This is a genomic window from Arthrobacter sp. TJ-265, from assembly GCF_058269135.1.
Map to the genome: position 1 here is coordinate 381,161 of NZ_JBZCND010000001.1, position 13,751 is coordinate 394,911.

21 protein-coding genes are annotated in these 13,751 nt (G+C 64.0%); 20 read left to right on the forward strand and 1 reads right to left on the reverse strand.

The window, feature by feature from the left end; genetic code table 11:
* Nucleotides 1-257 precede the first annotated feature (257 nt).
* The 4 genes from rpsL to tuf all read left to right on the forward strand — a co-directional run bounded on the left by rpsL (nt 258) and on the right by tuf (nt 4,700).
* Entirely contained in the window at nt 258-632 is a 375-nt protein-coding gene (rpsL, locus tag AC4D2E_RS01790; RefSeq protein WP_043440593.1) for a 30S ribosomal protein S12, read from the forward strand.
* A gap of 1 nt (nt 633) precedes the next feature.
* Complete coding sequence (rpsG, locus tag AC4D2E_RS01795) at nt 634-1,104, forward strand: 30S ribosomal protein S7 (protein WP_043440595.1); 471 nt, start codon at nt 634-636, stop codon at nt 1,102-1,104.
* 87 nt (nt 1,105-1,191) lie between these two features.
* Nucleotides 1,192-3,306 carry an elongation factor G gene (gene fusA / locus AC4D2E_RS01800; RefSeq protein ID WP_104166385.1) on the forward strand — a complete coding sequence of 705 codons (2,115 nt, stop codon included), beginning with the start codon at nt 1,192-1,194 and terminating at the stop codon, nt 3,304-3,306.
* Between the two features lie 203 nt (nt 3,307-3,509).
* Nucleotides 3,510-4,700, forward strand: coding sequence for an elongation factor Tu (gene tuf, locus AC4D2E_RS01805; protein WP_104166383.1), 1,191 nt, complete (start codon nt 3,510-3,512; stop codon nt 4,698-4,700).
* Between the two features lie 100 nt (nt 4,701-4,800).
* Here the strand turns inward: tuf and AC4D2E_RS01810 are convergent, their stop codons facing one another.
* Nucleotides 4,801-5,184, reverse strand: coding sequence for a VOC family protein (locus tag AC4D2E_RS01810; protein ID WP_104166381.1), 384 nt, complete (start codon nt 5,182-5,184; stop codon nt 4,801-4,803).
* Between the two features lie 472 nt (nt 5,185-5,656).
* Here AC4D2E_RS01810 and rpsJ point away from each other — a divergent pair, with 472 nt between their 5' ends.
* The 16 genes from rpsJ to rplF all read left to right on the forward strand — a co-directional run bounded on the left by rpsJ (nt 5,657) and on the right by rplF (nt 13,750).
* A complete protein-coding gene (gene rpsJ / locus AC4D2E_RS01815) occupies nt 5,657-5,965 on the forward strand; it encodes a 30S ribosomal protein S10 (RefSeq protein ID WP_026531952.1) in 309 nt (102 codons plus the stop codon).
* Nucleotides 5,966-5,981: 16 nt separating this feature from the next.
* Nucleotides 5,982-6,638, forward strand: a complete 657-nt coding sequence (gene rplC, locus AC4D2E_RS01820; RefSeq protein ID WP_104166379.1) for a 50S ribosomal protein L3 — start codon at nt 5,982-5,984, stop codon at nt 6,636-6,638.
* Between the two features lie 4 nt (nt 6,639-6,642).
* Nucleotides 6,643-7,266 (forward strand): 50S ribosomal protein L4, encoded by a 624-nt coding sequence (gene rplD, locus AC4D2E_RS01825; protein ID WP_104166377.1) that lies wholly within the window; start codon nt 6,643-6,645, stop codon nt 7,264-7,266.
* Complete coding sequence (rplW, locus tag AC4D2E_RS01830) at nt 7,263-7,568, forward strand: 50S ribosomal protein L23 (RefSeq protein WP_026531955.1); 306 nt, start codon at nt 7,263-7,265, stop codon at nt 7,566-7,568. The genes rplD and rplW overlap by 4 nt, the downstream gene beginning before the upstream one ends.
* Before the next feature lie 32 nt (nt 7,569-7,600).
* The gene (rplB, locus tag AC4D2E_RS01835) at nt 7,601-8,440 is read left to right on the forward strand and encodes a 50S ribosomal protein L2 (protein ID WP_104121367.1); all 840 of its coding nucleotides are present in this window, start codon (nt 7,601-7,603) and stop codon (nt 8,438-8,440) included.
* Nucleotides 8,441-8,452: 12 nt separating this feature from the next.
* Entirely contained in the window at nt 8,453-8,734 is a 282-nt protein-coding gene (rpsS, locus tag AC4D2E_RS01840; RefSeq protein WP_026549122.1) for a 30S ribosomal protein S19, read from the forward strand.
* 37 nt (nt 8,735-8,771) lie between these two features.
* Complete coding sequence (gene rplV / locus AC4D2E_RS01845; protein WP_087030095.1) at nt 8,772-9,137, forward strand: 50S ribosomal protein L22; 366 nt, start codon at nt 8,772-8,774, stop codon at nt 9,135-9,137.
* Nucleotides 9,138-9,971 (forward strand): 30S ribosomal protein S3, encoded by an 834-nt coding sequence (gene rpsC / locus AC4D2E_RS01850; RefSeq protein WP_490951496.1) that lies wholly within the window; start codon nt 9,138-9,140, stop codon nt 9,969-9,971.
* On the forward strand, nt 9,972-10,388 hold the full coding sequence (gene rplP / locus AC4D2E_RS01855) for a 50S ribosomal protein L16 (RefSeq protein ID WP_043440626.1): 417 nt from the start codon (nt 9,972-9,974) through the stop codon (nt 10,386-10,388).
* 2 nt (nt 10,389-10,390) lie between these two features.
* Entirely contained in the window at nt 10,391-10,735 is a 345-nt protein-coding gene (gene rpmC, locus AC4D2E_RS01860; RefSeq protein ID WP_043440628.1) for a 50S ribosomal protein L29, read from the forward strand.
* Nucleotides 10,732-11,043 carry a 30S ribosomal protein S17 gene (rpsQ, locus tag AC4D2E_RS01865; RefSeq protein ID WP_459277630.1) on the forward strand — a complete coding sequence of 104 codons (312 nt, stop codon included), beginning with the start codon at nt 10,732-10,734 and terminating at the stop codon, nt 11,041-11,043. Before rpmC ends, rpsQ begins: the two co-directional genes overlap by 4 nt.
* Nucleotides 11,044-11,387: 344 nt before the next feature.
* On the forward strand, nt 11,388-11,756 hold the full coding sequence (gene rplN, locus AC4D2E_RS01870; protein WP_026549116.1) for a 50S ribosomal protein L14: 369 nt from the start codon (nt 11,388-11,390) through the stop codon (nt 11,754-11,756).
* A 3-nt stretch (nt 11,757-11,759) separates the two neighbouring features.
* Nucleotides 11,760-12,134: a 50S ribosomal protein L24 gene (rplX, locus tag AC4D2E_RS01875; RefSeq protein WP_104166375.1), complete on the forward strand. Its 375-nt coding sequence runs from the start codon at nt 11,760-11,762 to the stop codon at nt 12,132-12,134.
* Entirely contained in the window at nt 12,134-12,709 is a 576-nt protein-coding gene (gene rplE, locus AC4D2E_RS01880) for a 50S ribosomal protein L5 (protein WP_104166373.1), read from the forward strand. The genes rplX and rplE overlap by 1 nt, the downstream gene beginning before the upstream one ends.
* 87 nt (nt 12,710-12,796) lie before the next feature.
* Nucleotides 12,797-13,195: a 30S ribosomal protein S8 gene (gene rpsH / locus AC4D2E_RS01885; RefSeq protein WP_043440638.1), complete on the forward strand. Its 399-nt coding sequence runs from the start codon at nt 12,797-12,799 to the stop codon at nt 13,193-13,195.
* A gap of 18 nt (nt 13,196-13,213) precedes the next feature.
* Nucleotides 13,214-13,750: a 50S ribosomal protein L6 gene (gene rplF / locus AC4D2E_RS01890; protein WP_104166371.1), complete on the forward strand. Its 537-nt coding sequence runs from the start codon at nt 13,214-13,216 to the stop codon at nt 13,748-13,750.
* The last annotated feature ends 1 nt before the right edge of the window (nt 13,751 follow it).

A 13,751-nucleotide genomic window follows, 5' to 3' on the forward strand; every position in this document is an offset into this window, starting at 1 on the left:
TCTCTGGTAGACTTGGGACCAATTGTTTGTGTGGCAGTGGATCGGCGTTGAGAAACGTATCTCCGTGTTGTACGTAAGTTGTACAGCGAATGCCACTCTTTCGCACGCCTACAGTCGTTCTGCGGCAGCCTATCCGTCGGTGGTGCGCCAAACGACCGATCAACCCGACCTGTGGACGGTGCGGCCCTGAGAAGCCGCCGCAACCGCTGGGTAGGGCGACACAGATCTCATCTTCAGACATTACGGAGAACACGAAAGTGCCTACGATTAACCAGCTGGTCCGCAAGGGCCGGACACCTAAGGTCTCCAAGACCAAGGCGCCCGCACTGAAGGGCAGCCCCATGAAGCGCGGCGTCTGCACCCGCGTCTACACCACCACCCCGAAGAAGCCGAACTCGGCTCTCCGCAAGGTGGCCCGCGTGCGCCTCAACGGCGGCATCGAAGTCACCGCCTACATCCCCGGTGTCGGTCACAACCTCCAGGAACACTCCATCGTGCTCGTGCGCGGCGGTCGTGTGAAGGACCTCCCGGGTGTCCGCTACAAGATCGTCCGTGGCGCACTGGACACCCAGGGCGTGAAGAACCGCAAGCAGGCTCGCAGCCGCTACGGCGCGAAGATGGAGAAGAAGTAATATGCCTCGTAAGGGCCCGGCCCCGAAGCGGCCGCTCGTTGTAGATCCCGTCTACGGTTCCCCCCTGGTCACGCAGCTGATCAACAAGGTGCTCGTCGACGGCAAGAAGTCCACCGCAGAGCGCATCGTGTACGGCGCACTCGAAGGTGCCCGTGCCAAGTCCGGCGGCGACCCCGTCGCAGCGCTGAAGAAGGCCATGGACAACGTCAAGCCGACCCTCGAGGTCCGCTCACGCCGTGTCGGTGGCGCCACCTACCAGGTCCCCGTCGAGGTCAAGCCCGGTCGTTCGACCGCCCTGGCCCTCCGCTGGCTCGTGGGCTACTCCAAGGCCCGCCGCGAGAAGACGATGACCGAGCGCCTGCAGAACGAGATCCTGGATGCATCCAACGGTCTCGGCGCAGCAGTCAAGCGCCGCGAGGACACGCACAAGATGGCCGAGTCGAACAAGGCCTTCGCACACTACCGCTGGTAGCAGCTCTGCCGGCCGGACCCGCAGCCCGTCAGGGACGGGCCGGCCGGCGGCCCAGCAGAACTCCATTTACGTATTAAGGGAGACACCGTGGCACAGGACGTGCTTACCGACCTCAACAAGGTCCGCAACATCGGCATCATGGCCCACATCGATGCCGGCAAGACCACTACTACCGAGCGCATCCTGTTCTACACGGGTGTCAACCACAAGATCGGTGAGACGCACGACGGCGCCTCCACCACCGACTGGATGGAACAGGAGAAGGAGCGCGGCATCACCATCACGTCCGCCGCGGTCACCTGCTTCTGGGAGAACAACCAGATCAACATCATCGACACCCCCGGGCACGTCGACTTCACCGTCGAGGTGGAGCGCTCACTGCGCGTCCTCGACGGCGCCGTCGCCGTGTTCGACGGCAAGGAGGGCGTCGAGCCCCAGTCGGAGACGGTCTGGCGCCAGGCCGACAAGTACGAAGTGCCCCGCATCTGCTTCGTCAACAAGATGGACAAGCTGGGCGCCGACTTCTACTTCACCGTCGACACCATCATCAGCCGCCTGGGCGCCAAGCCCCTCGTGCTGCAGCTCCCCATCGGTGCCGAGAACGACTTCATCGGCGTCGTCGACCTGCTCTACATGCGTGCCCTCGTCTGGCCCGGCGACTCCAAGGGTGACGTCACCATGGGTGCGAAGTACGAGATCCAGGAGATCCCGGCGGACCTCCAGGAGAAGGCCGAGGAGTACCGCGCGGCCCTCGTCGAGACCGTCGCCGAGTCCTCCGACGAGCTCATGAACAAGTACCTCGAAGGCGAGGAGATCTCCGTCGACGAGCTCAAGGCCGGCATCCGCAAGATGACGATCAACTCCGAGCTCTACCCGATCCTCTGCGGTTCCGCGTTCAAGAACCGCGGCGTGCAGCCGATGCTCGATGCCGTCATCGACTACTTGCCCTCGCCCCTCGACGTCCCCCCGATGATCGGTCACGATCCCCGGGACGAAGAGGTCGAGTTGACGCGCAAGCCGAGCACCGAGGAGCCGTTCTCGGCCCTCGCGTTCAAGGTGGCCACGCACCCGTTCTTCGGTCAGCTGACGTTCATCCGCGTGTACTCCGGGCATGTGACGGCCGGTACCCAGCTGGTGAACTCCACGAAGAGCAAGAAGGAGCGCATCGGCAAGCTGTTCCAGATGCACGCCAACAAGGAGATCCCCGTCGAGGAAGCGTCGGCAGGACACATCTACGCGGCGATCGGCCTGAAGGACACCACCACCGGTGACACCCTCTCCGACTCGGCGAACCAGATCGTGCTCGAGTCCATGAGCTTCCCGGCACCCGTGATCTCGGTGGCCATCGAGCCCAAGACCAAGGGCGACCAGGAGAAGCTGTCCACAGCCATCCAGAAGCTCTCGGCCGAGGACCCCACGTTCCAGGTCTCGCTGAACGAGGACACCGGACAGACGATCATCGCCGGCATGGGCGAGCTCCACCTGGACATCCTGGTGGACCGCATGCGCCGCGAGTTCCGCGTGGAAGCGAACGTGGGTAAGCCCCAGGTCGCCTACCGCGAGACCATCCGCAGCAAGGTCGCCAAGCACGACTACACCCACAAGAAGCAGACGGGTGGCTCCGGCCAGTTCGCGAAGATCCAGATCGCGATCGAACCGATGGAGGTCGAGGAAGGCGTCCTGTACGCCTTCGACAACAAGGTGACCGGCGGCCGTGTGCCCCGCGAGTACATCCCGAGTGTCGACGCCGGCATCCAGGATGCGCTGAACGACGGCGTGCTCGCCGGCTACCCGGTGGTCGGCATCAAGGCGACCCTGCTCGACGGCGCCTACCACGACGTCGACTCCTCGGAGATGGCGTTCAAGATCGCCGGCCGCATGGCGTTCAAGGAAGCCGCACGCATGGCGAAGCCCGTGCTGCTCGAACCGCTCATGGAGGTGGAGGTCCGCACCCCCGAGGAATACATGGGTGAAGTGATCGGCGACCTCAACTCCCGCCGCGGCCAGATGCAGTCCATGGAGGACGCCAGCGGCGTGAAGGTCATCACGGCGCACGTGCCCCTGTCGGGCATGTTCGGCTACATCGGTGACCTCCGGTCGAAGACCCAGGGCCGTGCCGTGTACTCCATGAAGTTCGACAGCTACTCCGAGGTCCCGAAGGCAGTCGCCGACGAGATCATCCAGAAGACGCGCGGCGAGTAGCCCCTTCCCGGCAACGGGATCCCGGGGGAGCGGAGGCGGCCTGCCCAGGGCAGGCCGCCCCGCCCCTCTGCCGCCGGACCAGCAGGCCCGGCGGTGCAGAGCAATTTCATCAAAACCAAAAGCCCCCAGTAGACTTGCATGAGTTTCAGCCGCGACAAGCGTGGCTGGGAAGCAATTCTTCTCAAACGTTCTAGGAGGAACCCGTGGCGAAGGCAAAGTTCGAGCGGACTAAGCCGCACGTTAACATCGGCACCATCGGTCACGTTGACCATGGAAAGACGACGTTGACGGCTGCCATTTCCAAGGTGCTGTACGACAAGTACCCCACTCTCAACGAGCAGCGTGACTTCGCGTCGATCGACTCGGCTCCCGAGGAGAAGCAGCGTGGCATCACGATCAACATCTCGCACGTCGAGTACCAGACCGAGAAGCGCCACTACGCCCACGTAGACGCCCCCGGTCACGCCGACTACATCAAGAACATGATCACCGGTGCGGCCCAGATGGACGGGGCAATCCTCGTCGTCGCAGCCACCGATGGTCCGATGGCCCAGACCCGCGAGCACGTGCTGCTCGCCCGCCAGGTCGGCGTCCCCTACCTGCTGGTCGCACTGAACAAGTCCGACATGGTCGACGACGAGGAGCTCCTCGACCTCGTCGAGATGGAAGTTCGTGAGCTGCTCAGCTCGCAGGGCTTCGACGGCGACGACGCTCCTGTCGTCCGCGTCTCCGGCCTCAAGGCCCTCGAAGGCGACCCCGAGTGGGTCAAGTCCGTCGAGGACCTCATGGAAGCCGTCGACAACAACGTCCCGGATCCCATCCGCGACAAGGACAAGCCCTTCCTGATGCCCGTCGAGGACGTCTTCACGATCACCGGTCGTGGAACCGTCGTCACGGGTCGCGCCGAGCGCGGAACCCTCGCCATCAACTCCGAGGTCGAGATCGTCGGCATCCGTCCGGTCCAGAAGACCACGGTTACCGGTATCGAGATGTTCCACAAGCAGCTCGACGAGGCCTGGGCCGGCGAGAACTGTGGTCTGCTGCTCCGCGGCATCAAGCGCGAAGACGTAGAGCGTGGACAGGTCATCGTGAAGCCGGGTTCCATCACCCCGCACACCGACTTCGAGGCCAACGTCTACATCCTGGCCAAGGACGAGGGCGGGCGTCACAACCCGTTCTACTCGAACTACCGCCCGCAGTTCTACTTCCGCACCACGGACGTGACCGGCGTCATCACCCTCCCCGAGGGCACCGAGATGGTCATGCCCGGCGACAACACCGAGATGACCGTCGAGCTGATCCAGCCGATCGCCATGGAGGACGGCCTCGGCTTCGCGATCCGCGAAGGCGGCCGCACCGTTGGTTCGGGACGTGTCACCAAGATCCTCAAGTAGTCCTCCGACTGCCTGAATGATCGTCGGAAGGGCCCCGTTGCTTCGGCAGCGGGGCCCTTCTGCGTCGACGGGTCCGGGCCGGCGGTGCCCTGCCCCCTCCTCAGGTGACGAGCTGGTGGAGGCAGAGGATGTTCCCCTCCGTGTCGGTGAACCAGGCCGCACGCATGTGGTCGTCCTCCGCGATGTGGTTCACGGTCTTCAGTCCCGGGAGGTCGTAGTCCTCGAACCTGACGCCGTTCCGTTCGAGCGAGGTCATCTCGGCGCTGAGGTCCTCGACCTCGAAGCTGAGCTCGGTATTGCCGGACGGGCTGCCGTCCGGCTTCAGCATGAGCTCGATCCCGTTGTGCCCGTCCTCGCTGAAGAAGAAGCTCCCCTCGTGCCAGGCGTTGTCGGGATGAAGGCCGAGGGTGTTCTCGTAGAAATTCCTGGCTCGATCGAGGTCCCGCACGGGCAGGACGGTCGTGGCCCTGTTGGCGCTGATCATGGCGGATCTCCTTCGTGGTGGTGGGCCAATATTCTAGGCCTTGCCCCGACGGTTTGACCGGGTCCGGTGAAGGTCGAGTAGTGCAGGTCACCCGCCCGCGCACCGGGCCGGTTCGCAATCACGGAGGCAATCTGCGACACTAGATAAGTTGTTCAAGCGCTTGCGCGTGCGGTAAGGGACCTCATCCCGGTCAGGATAATGCCTGATGCAGGGATCGAGTCCGCCGATGCGTAGCCCAAATATAATCCACCCCGCTCGGCTCGTCCGAGATCTGCGGAGCGTGTGTGTCCGGACTGTGCTTGTTTTCGCACAGCGCGACACGCCCGAGCGCGGGGGTCGGAGCCCGGCAGGGTGAGGAACCCGGAGTTCTCCGGATTCAGTCTGTTCGGGAGGCGTCGCACAACGGGCGCAGGAAATGTACGTACGTACCGGAACTGCCCAGGCAGTTATGTAGAGAGAGAGTCGAGACGCCATGGCGGGACAAAAAATCCGCATCCGGCTGAAGTCATATGACCACGAGGTCATCGATGTTTCAGCACGGAAGATCGTTGAGACGGTGACGCGCGCAGGCGCAACGGTAGTGGGCCCCGTGCCCCTGCCCACGGAGAAGAACGTTTTCGTTGTCATCCGGTCCCCGCACAAGTACAAGGACAGCCGTGAGCACTTCGAAATGCGTACTCACAAGCGTCTGATCGACATCATTGATCCCACGCCCAAGGCCGTCGATTCGCTGATGCGTCTCGACCTGCCTGCGGACGTGAACATCGAAATCAAGCTGTAAGGGAGAGCGGATACATATGTCTACTTCACTTACGCGCCAGGTCAAGGGCCTGCTGGGCGTCAAGCTCGGCATGACCCAGGTCTGGGACGAGAACAACATCCTCATCCCCGTCACCGTCGTCCAGGCGGACTCGAACGTCATCACGCAGCTCCTCAGCGAGGACAAGGACGGCTACACCGCCGTGCAGATCGGCTTCGGCCAGATCGATCCCCGCAAGGTCACCAAGCCGCTCGCCGGTCACTTCGAGAAGGCCGGCGTCACGCCGCGCCGTCACGTCGTCGAACTGCGCACCTCCGACGCCGACTCCTACTCGCTCGGCCAGGAACTCTCCGTCGAGATGTTCGAAGCCGGCCAGACGGTCGACGTCATCGGCACCACCAAGGGCAAGGGCTTCGCCGGCGTCATGAAGCGCCACGGTTTCCACGGTGTGGGAGCCTCGCACGGTGCCCACAAGAACCACCGCAAGCCCGGTTCCATCGGTGGAGCATCCACCCCCAGCCGCGTCTTCCGTGGAATGAAAATGGCAGGCCGCATGGGCGCCGTTCGTCAGACCACGCTGAACCTCCGGGTTCACGCTGTCGACGCCGAGAAGTCGCTGCTGCTGATCAAGGGTGCCGTCCCCGGCGCCCGCGGCCAGGTCGTCCTCGTACGCACCGCCGTGAAGGGAGCATAGCCAAATGGCTGCCAACACTGTAAAGGTCGATCTCCCCGCGGAGATCTTCGACGCGCAGACCAACGTGCCGTTGCTGCACCAGGTCGTCGTCGCCCAGCTTGCTGCCGCCCGCCAGGGCACGCACAAGACCAAGACCCGCGCCGAGGTCAGTGGCGCAGGCCGCAAGCCGTTCAAGCAGAAGGGAACCGGTCGTGCCCGCCAGGGTTCGATCCGCGCCCCCCACATGACCGGTGGTGGCGTCGTCCACGGGCCCACGCCCCGCGACTACAGCCAGCGCACCCCCAAGAAGATGAAGGCCGCCGCCCTGCGCGGAGCCCTCTCCGACCGGGCACGCAACGGCCGTATCCACGTCCTCGAATCCCTGGTCGCCGGCGGCAAGCCGTCGACCAAGGGCGCGATCGACACCCTGCGCGCGATCTCCGAGCGGCCCCGCCTGCTCGTGATCATCGAGCGCGCCAACGACGTCGCTGCACTCTCGGTGCGCAACGTGCCCGAGGTACACGTCCTCTACGTAGACCAGCTCAACACGTACGACGTGCTGGTCTCCGACGACGTGATCTTCACCAAGGCCGCCTACGACCAGTTCGTCGGCGCTGCTGATGTCATCACCGAGGAGGATGCCAAGTGAGCGGCACCATCGCAAAGGATCCGCGCGACGTCGTCATTGCACCCGTCGTCTCGGAGAAGAGCTACGGCCTGATCGACGAAGGCAAGTACACCTTCCTGGTCGACCCGCGCTCGAACAAGGAAGAAATCAAGCTGGCGGTCGAGAAGATCTTCTCCGTGAAGGTCGACTCGATCAACACCATCAACCGGGTTGGCAAGCGCAAGCGCACCAAGTTCGGGTGGGGCCAGCGCAAGGGCACCAAGCGTGCCATCGTGTCCCTCAAAGAGGGCTCGATCGACATCTTCGGCGGTCCGCTCTCCTGAGAGCGGAGACCACTTTAACGAGGAATTGAGTTATGGGAATCCGTAAATACAAGCCGACAACCCCGGGCCGTCGTGGCTCGAGCGTTGCCGACTTCGCTGAAATCACACGGTCGACGCCGGAAAAGTCGTTGGTCCGCCCCCTTCCCAAGAAGGGTGGTCGCAACAACACCGGTAAGATCACGACCCGCCACAAGGGCGGTGGACACAAGCGTCAGTACCGTCTGATCGACTTCCGCCGCCACGACAAGGACGGCGTCGACGCCCGCGTTGCCGAGATCGAATACGATCCCAACCGCACCGCGCGCATCGCCCTCCTGCACTACGTCGACGGCACCAAGCGCTACATCATCGCGCCGAACAAGCTCAAGCAGGGCGACTTCGTCGAGGCCGGCGCCGGGGCGGACATCAAGCCCGGCAACAACCTGCCGCTGCGCAACATCCCCGTGGGTACCGTCATCCACGCCGTCGAGCTCCGCCCAGGCGGCGGCGCGAAGATGGCACGCTCCGCCGGTGCGTCGGTCCAGCTCGTCGCCAAGGAAGGCCGCTTCGCCCAGCTGCGACTGCCCTCCGGCGAGATCCGCAACGTCGACGTCCGCTGCCGCGCGACGGTCGGTGAGGTCGGCAACGCCGAGCAGTCGAACATCAACTGGGGCAAGGCCGGCCGCAACCGCTGGAAGGGCATCCGCCCGACCGTCCGTGGTGTCGCCATGAACCCGGTCGACCACCCGCACGGTGGTGGCGAGGGCAAGACCTCCGGTGGACGCCACCCGGTCAACCCCAACGGCAAGGCCGAAGGCCGCACCCGTCGCCCCAACAAAGAGAGCGACTCACTCATCGTGCGTCGCCGTCGTTCCGGCAAGAACAAGCGATAGGAGCCTGGAGACATGCCACGCAGCCTGAAGAAAGGCCCCTTCGTCGATCAGCACCTTTACGTAAAGGTCGCTCGCGAGAACGAATCGGGTACGAAGAACGTCATCAAGACGTGGTCCCGCCGCTCCATGATCGTCCCCGACATGCTCGGGCACACGATCGCGGTGCACGACGGGCGCAAGCACATCCCGGTGTTTGTCACCGAGTCGATGGTCGGGCACAAGCTCGGCGAATTCGCTCCCACGCGGACCTTCCGCGGCCATGTTAAGGACGACCGCAAGGGCAAGCGCCGCTAGGCGCTGCTCTTACGGCTAAGACGAGAGAAGGAAAGCAATGGAAGCCAAGGCTATTGCGCGTCATATCCGCGTAACGCCTATGAAGGCCCGGCGCGTCGTCAACCTTGTTCGTGGTAAGCAGGCGAATGAGGCTCTGGCTATTCTGAAGTTTGCCCCACAGGTTGCTTCGGAGCCGGTTTTCAAGGTGGTCCAGTCGGCAGTCGCCAACGCCCGCGTTCGCGCGGACCGTGACGGCGTCGCCTTCGACGAGGACAACCTCATCATCAGCGAAGCATTCGTTGATGAAGGCCCCACGATGAAGCGGTTCCGTCCGCGAGCCCAGGGCCGCGCGTTCCGCATCAACAAGCGGACCAGCCACATCACGGTTGTCGTCGCTACCCCTGAGAAAGTGGAGGTCCGCTAAGTGGGACAGAAAGTAAACCCGCACGGGTTCCGACTCGGCATCACCACCGACCACCGGTCACACTGGTTCGCCGACAGCAACAAGCCCGGCCAGCGCTACCGTGACTTCGTCCGCGAGGACATCAAGATCCGCCAGCTGATGTCGACCGGCATGGACCGCGCCGGCATCGCCAAGGTCGAGATCGAGCGCACCCGGGACCGCGTCCGCGTGGACATCCACACGGCACGCCCCGGTATCGTCATCGGCCGTCGTGGAGCAGAAGCGGACCGCATCCGCGGCGAGCTCGAGAAGCTCACGGGCAAGCAGGTCCAGCTGAACATCCTCGAGGTCAAGAACCCCGAGATCGAGGCTCAGCTCGTCGCCCAGGGCATCGCCGAGCAGCTCTCCTCCCGCGTGGCGTTCCGCCGCGCGATGAAGAAGGCCATGCAGTCCGCACAGCGTGCCGGCGCCAAGGGCATCCGTGTCCAGTGCTCCGGTCGCCTGGGTGGCGCCGAAATGAGCCGCTCGGAGTTCTACCGCGAGGGACGCGTTCCCCTGCACACGCTCCGCGCCAACATCGACTACGGCTTCTTCGAAGCGAAGACCACCTTCGGCCGCATCGGCGTGAAGGTCTGGATCTACAAGGGTGACGTCACGGCGAAGGAACTCGCGGCCCAGGCTGCAGCAGCTCCCTCCCGTGGCCGTGGCGGAGACCGTCCGGGCCGTGGCCCCGCCGGTGCCGACCGCGGAGGCGACCGTCGTCGTCGTGCGCCTGAGCGCTCCGAGGGCCAGGGTGCGTCAGTACCCGCCGAGACCGCCGCAGCCCCCGCTGCGACTGAAGGAGGACAGGCCTAAATGCTTATCCCACGTCGAGTCAGGTTCCGTAAGCAGCACCACCCGGGTCGCTCGGGCGCTGCCACGGGCGGTACCGAGGTCAGCTTCGGCGAGTGGGGTATCCAGGCTCTGAGCCCGGCATACGTCACCAACCGGCAGATCGAGTCCGCTCGTATCGCCATGACCCGCCACATCAAGCGTGGCGGCAAGGTCTGGATCAACATCTATCCGGACCGCCCGTTGACCAAGAAGCCCGCCGAGACCCGCATGGGTTCCGGTAAGGGTTCGCCCGAGTGGTGGGTGGCCAACGTCAAGCCGGGACGGGTTCTCTTCGAACTGTCCGGCGTTTCCGAAGAGGTAGCCCGCGAAGCCCTGCGCCTCGCGATCCACAAGCTGCCGTTGAAGGCACGCATCGTGCGTCGTGAGGGTGGTGAATAGTTATGGCTCTGGGTTCAAAGGAACTGGCAACAGACCAGCTGGACGGCTTCGATAAGGACCGTCTGGTGGAAGAACTGCGCAAGGCCAAGGAGGAGCTGTTCAACCTCCGTTTCCAGTCGGCCACCGGCCAGCTCGAAAGCCACGGTCGCCTTCGTTCGGTCAAGCGCGACATCGCACGCATCTACACGGTGCTGCGTGAGCGTGAACTGGGTCTCCGTCCCGAGGTCGTCGCTCCCGTCGAGGAAGCGAAGCCCGCGAAGGCGGACAAGCCCAAGAAAGCCAAGAAGGCCTCCGCGAAGGACGCACCTTCCGCGGACACCGAGGCTTCTGAGGAGGACGCCAAATGAGTGAGCAGCAGAGCGAAACGACCGTAGGAACCGAGAAGGCCGTCCACGACGCCAACTCGCGCGGCTACCGCAAGGTACGCCGTGGCTACGTCGTCTCCGACAAGATGGAAAAGACGATCGTCGTCGAGGTCGAGGACCGCGTGAAGCACGCCCTGTACGGCAAGGTGCTTCGCCGCAGCTCCAAGGTCAAGGCGCACGACGAGCAGAACAGCGCCGGCATCGGCGACATGGTCCTGATCAGCGAGACCCGCCCGCTGTCCGCCACCAAGCGGTGGCGCCTGGTGGAGATCATCGAGAAGGCCAAGTAACACCAGCACTGCACAGGGTCCGGCACCACCGGACCCGCCCCGGATGCCCCGGACGCGATTTCGCGTCCGGGGCATCTTCGCGATACCATGGGAATCTTGTCTGTCTGGTGGGCTGGCGCATGCCCTCACAAGGTCTCCTCACGGGATTTCCTCCGGGGGTTGCCTTCACACCGGGCAAATAGGCAAAAGCCCGATAATCTTGTTCGCCACGATCCACCATGTCGAAGATTTGGCATGGCCGCGCGCCCCGGGCGCGCACACGGCGAGTACCAGTATTACGGGGCCCACCCATATCCGTTCCGCAAGGCTCGATGAGAGAACCGGCGCGACGACAGGAGTAATCAGTGATTCAGCAGGAATCGCGGCTAAAGATCGCCGACAACACGGGGGCCAAGGAAATCTTGACCATCCGCGTTCTCGGAGGATCCGGGCGCCGCTACGCAGGCATCGGCGACGTCATCGTCGCCACCGTCAAGGACGCGATCCCCGGCGGCAACGTCAAGAAGGGCGACGTCGTCAAGGCGGTCATCGTCCGTACCAAGAAGGAACGCCGCCGCGCGGACGGTTCCTACATCAAGTTCGATGAGAACGCAGCAGTGATCCTGAAGAACGACGGCGACCCTCGCGGCACCCGTATCTTCGGCCCTGTCGGTCGCGAGCTCCGCGACAAGCGTTTCATGAAGATCATCTCGCTGGCGCCGGAGGTGCTGTAGTCCATGGCACAGAAGACAAAGCTCAAGATCAAGAAGGGTGACCTCGTCCAGGTCATCACCGGGGGCAAGCAGGAACGCGGCGGAGACCGCGGCAAGCAGGGCAAGGTCCTCAAGGTGTTCCCCGAGTCCAACCGCGTCCTCGTGGAAGGCATCAACCGGATCACCAAGCACACCAAGGTCGGGCAGTCGCAGCGCGGCACCACGACCGGTGGCATCGAAGTCGTCGAGGCACCCGTGCACATCAGCAACGTGGCCGTCGTCGATCCCGAGACCAAGAAGCCGACCCGCGTCGGATACCGCACCGAGACCGTCGAGCGCGACGGCCGCGAGCGCGTGGTCCGCATCCGTGTCGCCAAGTCATCAGGGAAGGATCTGTAATGACTGTCGAAACCACAGAAGCCAAGGTTCTTCCCCGCCTCAAGGCGCGCTACGCGTCCGAGATCAAGGGCGCCCTGCAGGAGCAGTTCAGCTACGCCAACGTCAACCAGGTCCCGCGCCTGGTGAAGGTCGTCGTGAACATGGGTGTCGGTGACGCCGCCAAGGACTCCAAGCTGATCGACGGAGCCGTCAAGGACCTCACCGCGATCACGGGCCAGAAGCCCCAGGTCACCAAGGCCCGCAAGTCCATCGCGCAGTTCAAACTCCGCGAGGGAATGCCCATCGGCGCCCACGCCACCCTGCGTGGCGACCGCATGTGGGAATTCACGGACCGCCTGGTCTCCCTCGCCCTGCCCCGTATCCGCGACTTCCGCGGCCTCAACGGCAAGCAGTTCGACGGCAACGGCAACTACACCTTCGGCCTCACGGAGCAGTCCATGTTCCACGAGATCGACCAGGACCGGATCGACCGTGTCCGCGGTATGGACATCACCGTCGTCACCACCGCCAAGACCGACGCCGAGGGCCGCGCGCTCCTCAAGGCGCTTGGCTTCCCGTTCAAATCCGAAGATTAATCTAACTACGTTGCAGGTCCGTTCCGGCCGTCACTTCGTGTGCCGACCGGAAGCCGGAAACCGTTTCGAGGAAGGGCAAGAGCCCACATGACAATGACAGATCCTGTCGCAGACATGCTCACGCGTCTGCGCAACGCCAACTCGGCTTACCACGATTCCGTGTCCATGCCGTACAGCAAGTTGAAGGCCCGCGTTGCGGACATCCTGAAGGCCGAGGGCTACATCGCCGGCTGGAAGGAAGAGGAAGCGGAGGTCGGCAAGAAGCTGACCATCGACCTCAAGTTCGGCCCGGACCGCCAGCGTTCGATCGCCGGCATCCGCCGTATCTCCAAGCCGGGCCTGCGCGTGTACGCGAAGTCCACGAACCTGCCCCACGTGCTCGGCGGCCTCGGTATCGCCATCCTGTCCACGTCCTCCGGTCTGCTCACGGACCGCCAGGCATCCAAGAAGGGTGTAGGTGGGGAAGTCCTCGCCTACGTCTGGTAACGGGAAAGGGAAAGAAACATGTCACGTATTGGACGTCTCCCCATCACCGTTCCCGCTGGTGTCGAGGTCAATGTCAGCGGTCAAGAGGTCTCCGTCAAGGGCCCGAAGGGCGAGCTGAGCCACACGGTTCCCAGCCCCATCGAGGTCTCCCTCTCCGAGGGCACGCTCACGGTCGGCCGCCCCAACGACGAGCGCGAATCGCGTTCGCTGCACGGCCTGACCCGCACCCTCGTCTCCAACATGATCGTCGGAGTCACCGAGGGCTACAAGAAGAACCTCGAGATCGTGGGCACGGGTTACCGTGTCCAGGCCAAGGGCAGCGACCTGGAGTTCGCTCTGGGCTACAGCCACCCGGTCGCCGTCAAGGCTCCCGAGGGCATCACGCTCACCGTCGACAGCCCCACCAAGCTCTCGGTCGCAGGCATCAACAAGCAGCAGGTCGGCGAGGTCGCTGCAACCATCCGCAAGCTGCGCAAGCCTGACCCGTACAAGGGCAAGGGCATCCGCTACGCAGGCGAGATCATCCGCCGCAAGGTCGGAAAGGCTGGTAAGTAAC

What these genes read in the sequence shown, in the direction of transcription:
- rpsJ (WP_026531952.1), top strand. Translation starts at nt 5,657, where the DNA reads ATGGCGGGACAAAAAATCCGCATCCGGCTGAAGTCATATGACCACGAG.
- rplV (WP_087030095.1), top strand. Translation starts at nt 8,772, where the DNA reads ATGGAAGCCAAGGCTATTGCGCGTCATATCCGCGTAACGCCTATGAAG.
- rplD (WP_104166377.1), top strand. Translation starts at nt 6,643, where the DNA reads ATGGCTGCCAACACTGTAAAGGTCGATCTCCCCGCGGAGATCTTCGAC.
- rplC (WP_104166379.1), top strand. Translation starts at nt 5,982, where the DNA reads ATGTCTACTTCACTTACGCGCCAGGTCAAGGGCCTGCTGGGCGTCAAG.
- rplB (WP_104121367.1), top strand. Translation starts at nt 7,601, where the DNA reads ATGGGAATCCGTAAATACAAGCCGACAACCCCGGGCCGTCGTGGCTCG.
- rplP (WP_043440626.1), top strand. Translation starts at nt 9,972, where the DNA reads ATGCTTATCCCACGTCGAGTCAGGTTCCGTAAGCAGCACCACCCGGGT.
- rplE (WP_104166373.1), top strand. Translation starts at nt 12,134, where the DNA reads ATGACTGTCGAAACCACAGAAGCCAAGGTTCTTCCCCGCCTCAAGGCG.
- rpsG (WP_043440595.1), top strand. Translation starts at nt 634, where the DNA reads ATGCCTCGTAAGGGCCCGGCCCCGAAGCGGCCGCTCGTTGTAGATCCC.
- rpmC (WP_043440628.1), top strand. Translation starts at nt 10,391, where the DNA reads ATGGCTCTGGGTTCAAAGGAACTGGCAACAGACCAGCTGGACGGCTTC.
- AC4D2E_RS01810 (WP_104166381.1), bottom strand. Translation starts at nt 5,184, where the DNA reads ATGATCAGCGCCAACAGGGCCACGACCGTCCTGCCCGTGCGGGACCTC.
- rplX (WP_104166375.1), top strand. Translation starts at nt 11,760, where the DNA reads ATGGCACAGAAGACAAAGCTCAAGATCAAGAAGGGTGACCTCGTCCAG.
- rpsS (WP_026549122.1), top strand. Translation starts at nt 8,453, where the DNA reads ATGCCACGCAGCCTGAAGAAAGGCCCCTTCGTCGATCAGCACCTTTAC.
- rpsH (WP_043440638.1), top strand. Translation starts at nt 12,797, where the DNA reads ATGACAATGACAGATCCTGTCGCAGACATGCTCACGCGTCTGCGCAAC.
- rpsQ (WP_459277630.1), top strand. Translation starts at nt 10,732, where the DNA reads ATGAGTGAGCAGCAGAGCGAAACGACCGTAGGAACCGAGAAGGCCGTC.
- rplF (WP_104166371.1), top strand. Translation starts at nt 13,214, where the DNA reads ATGTCACGTATTGGACGTCTCCCCATCACCGTTCCCGCTGGTGTCGAG.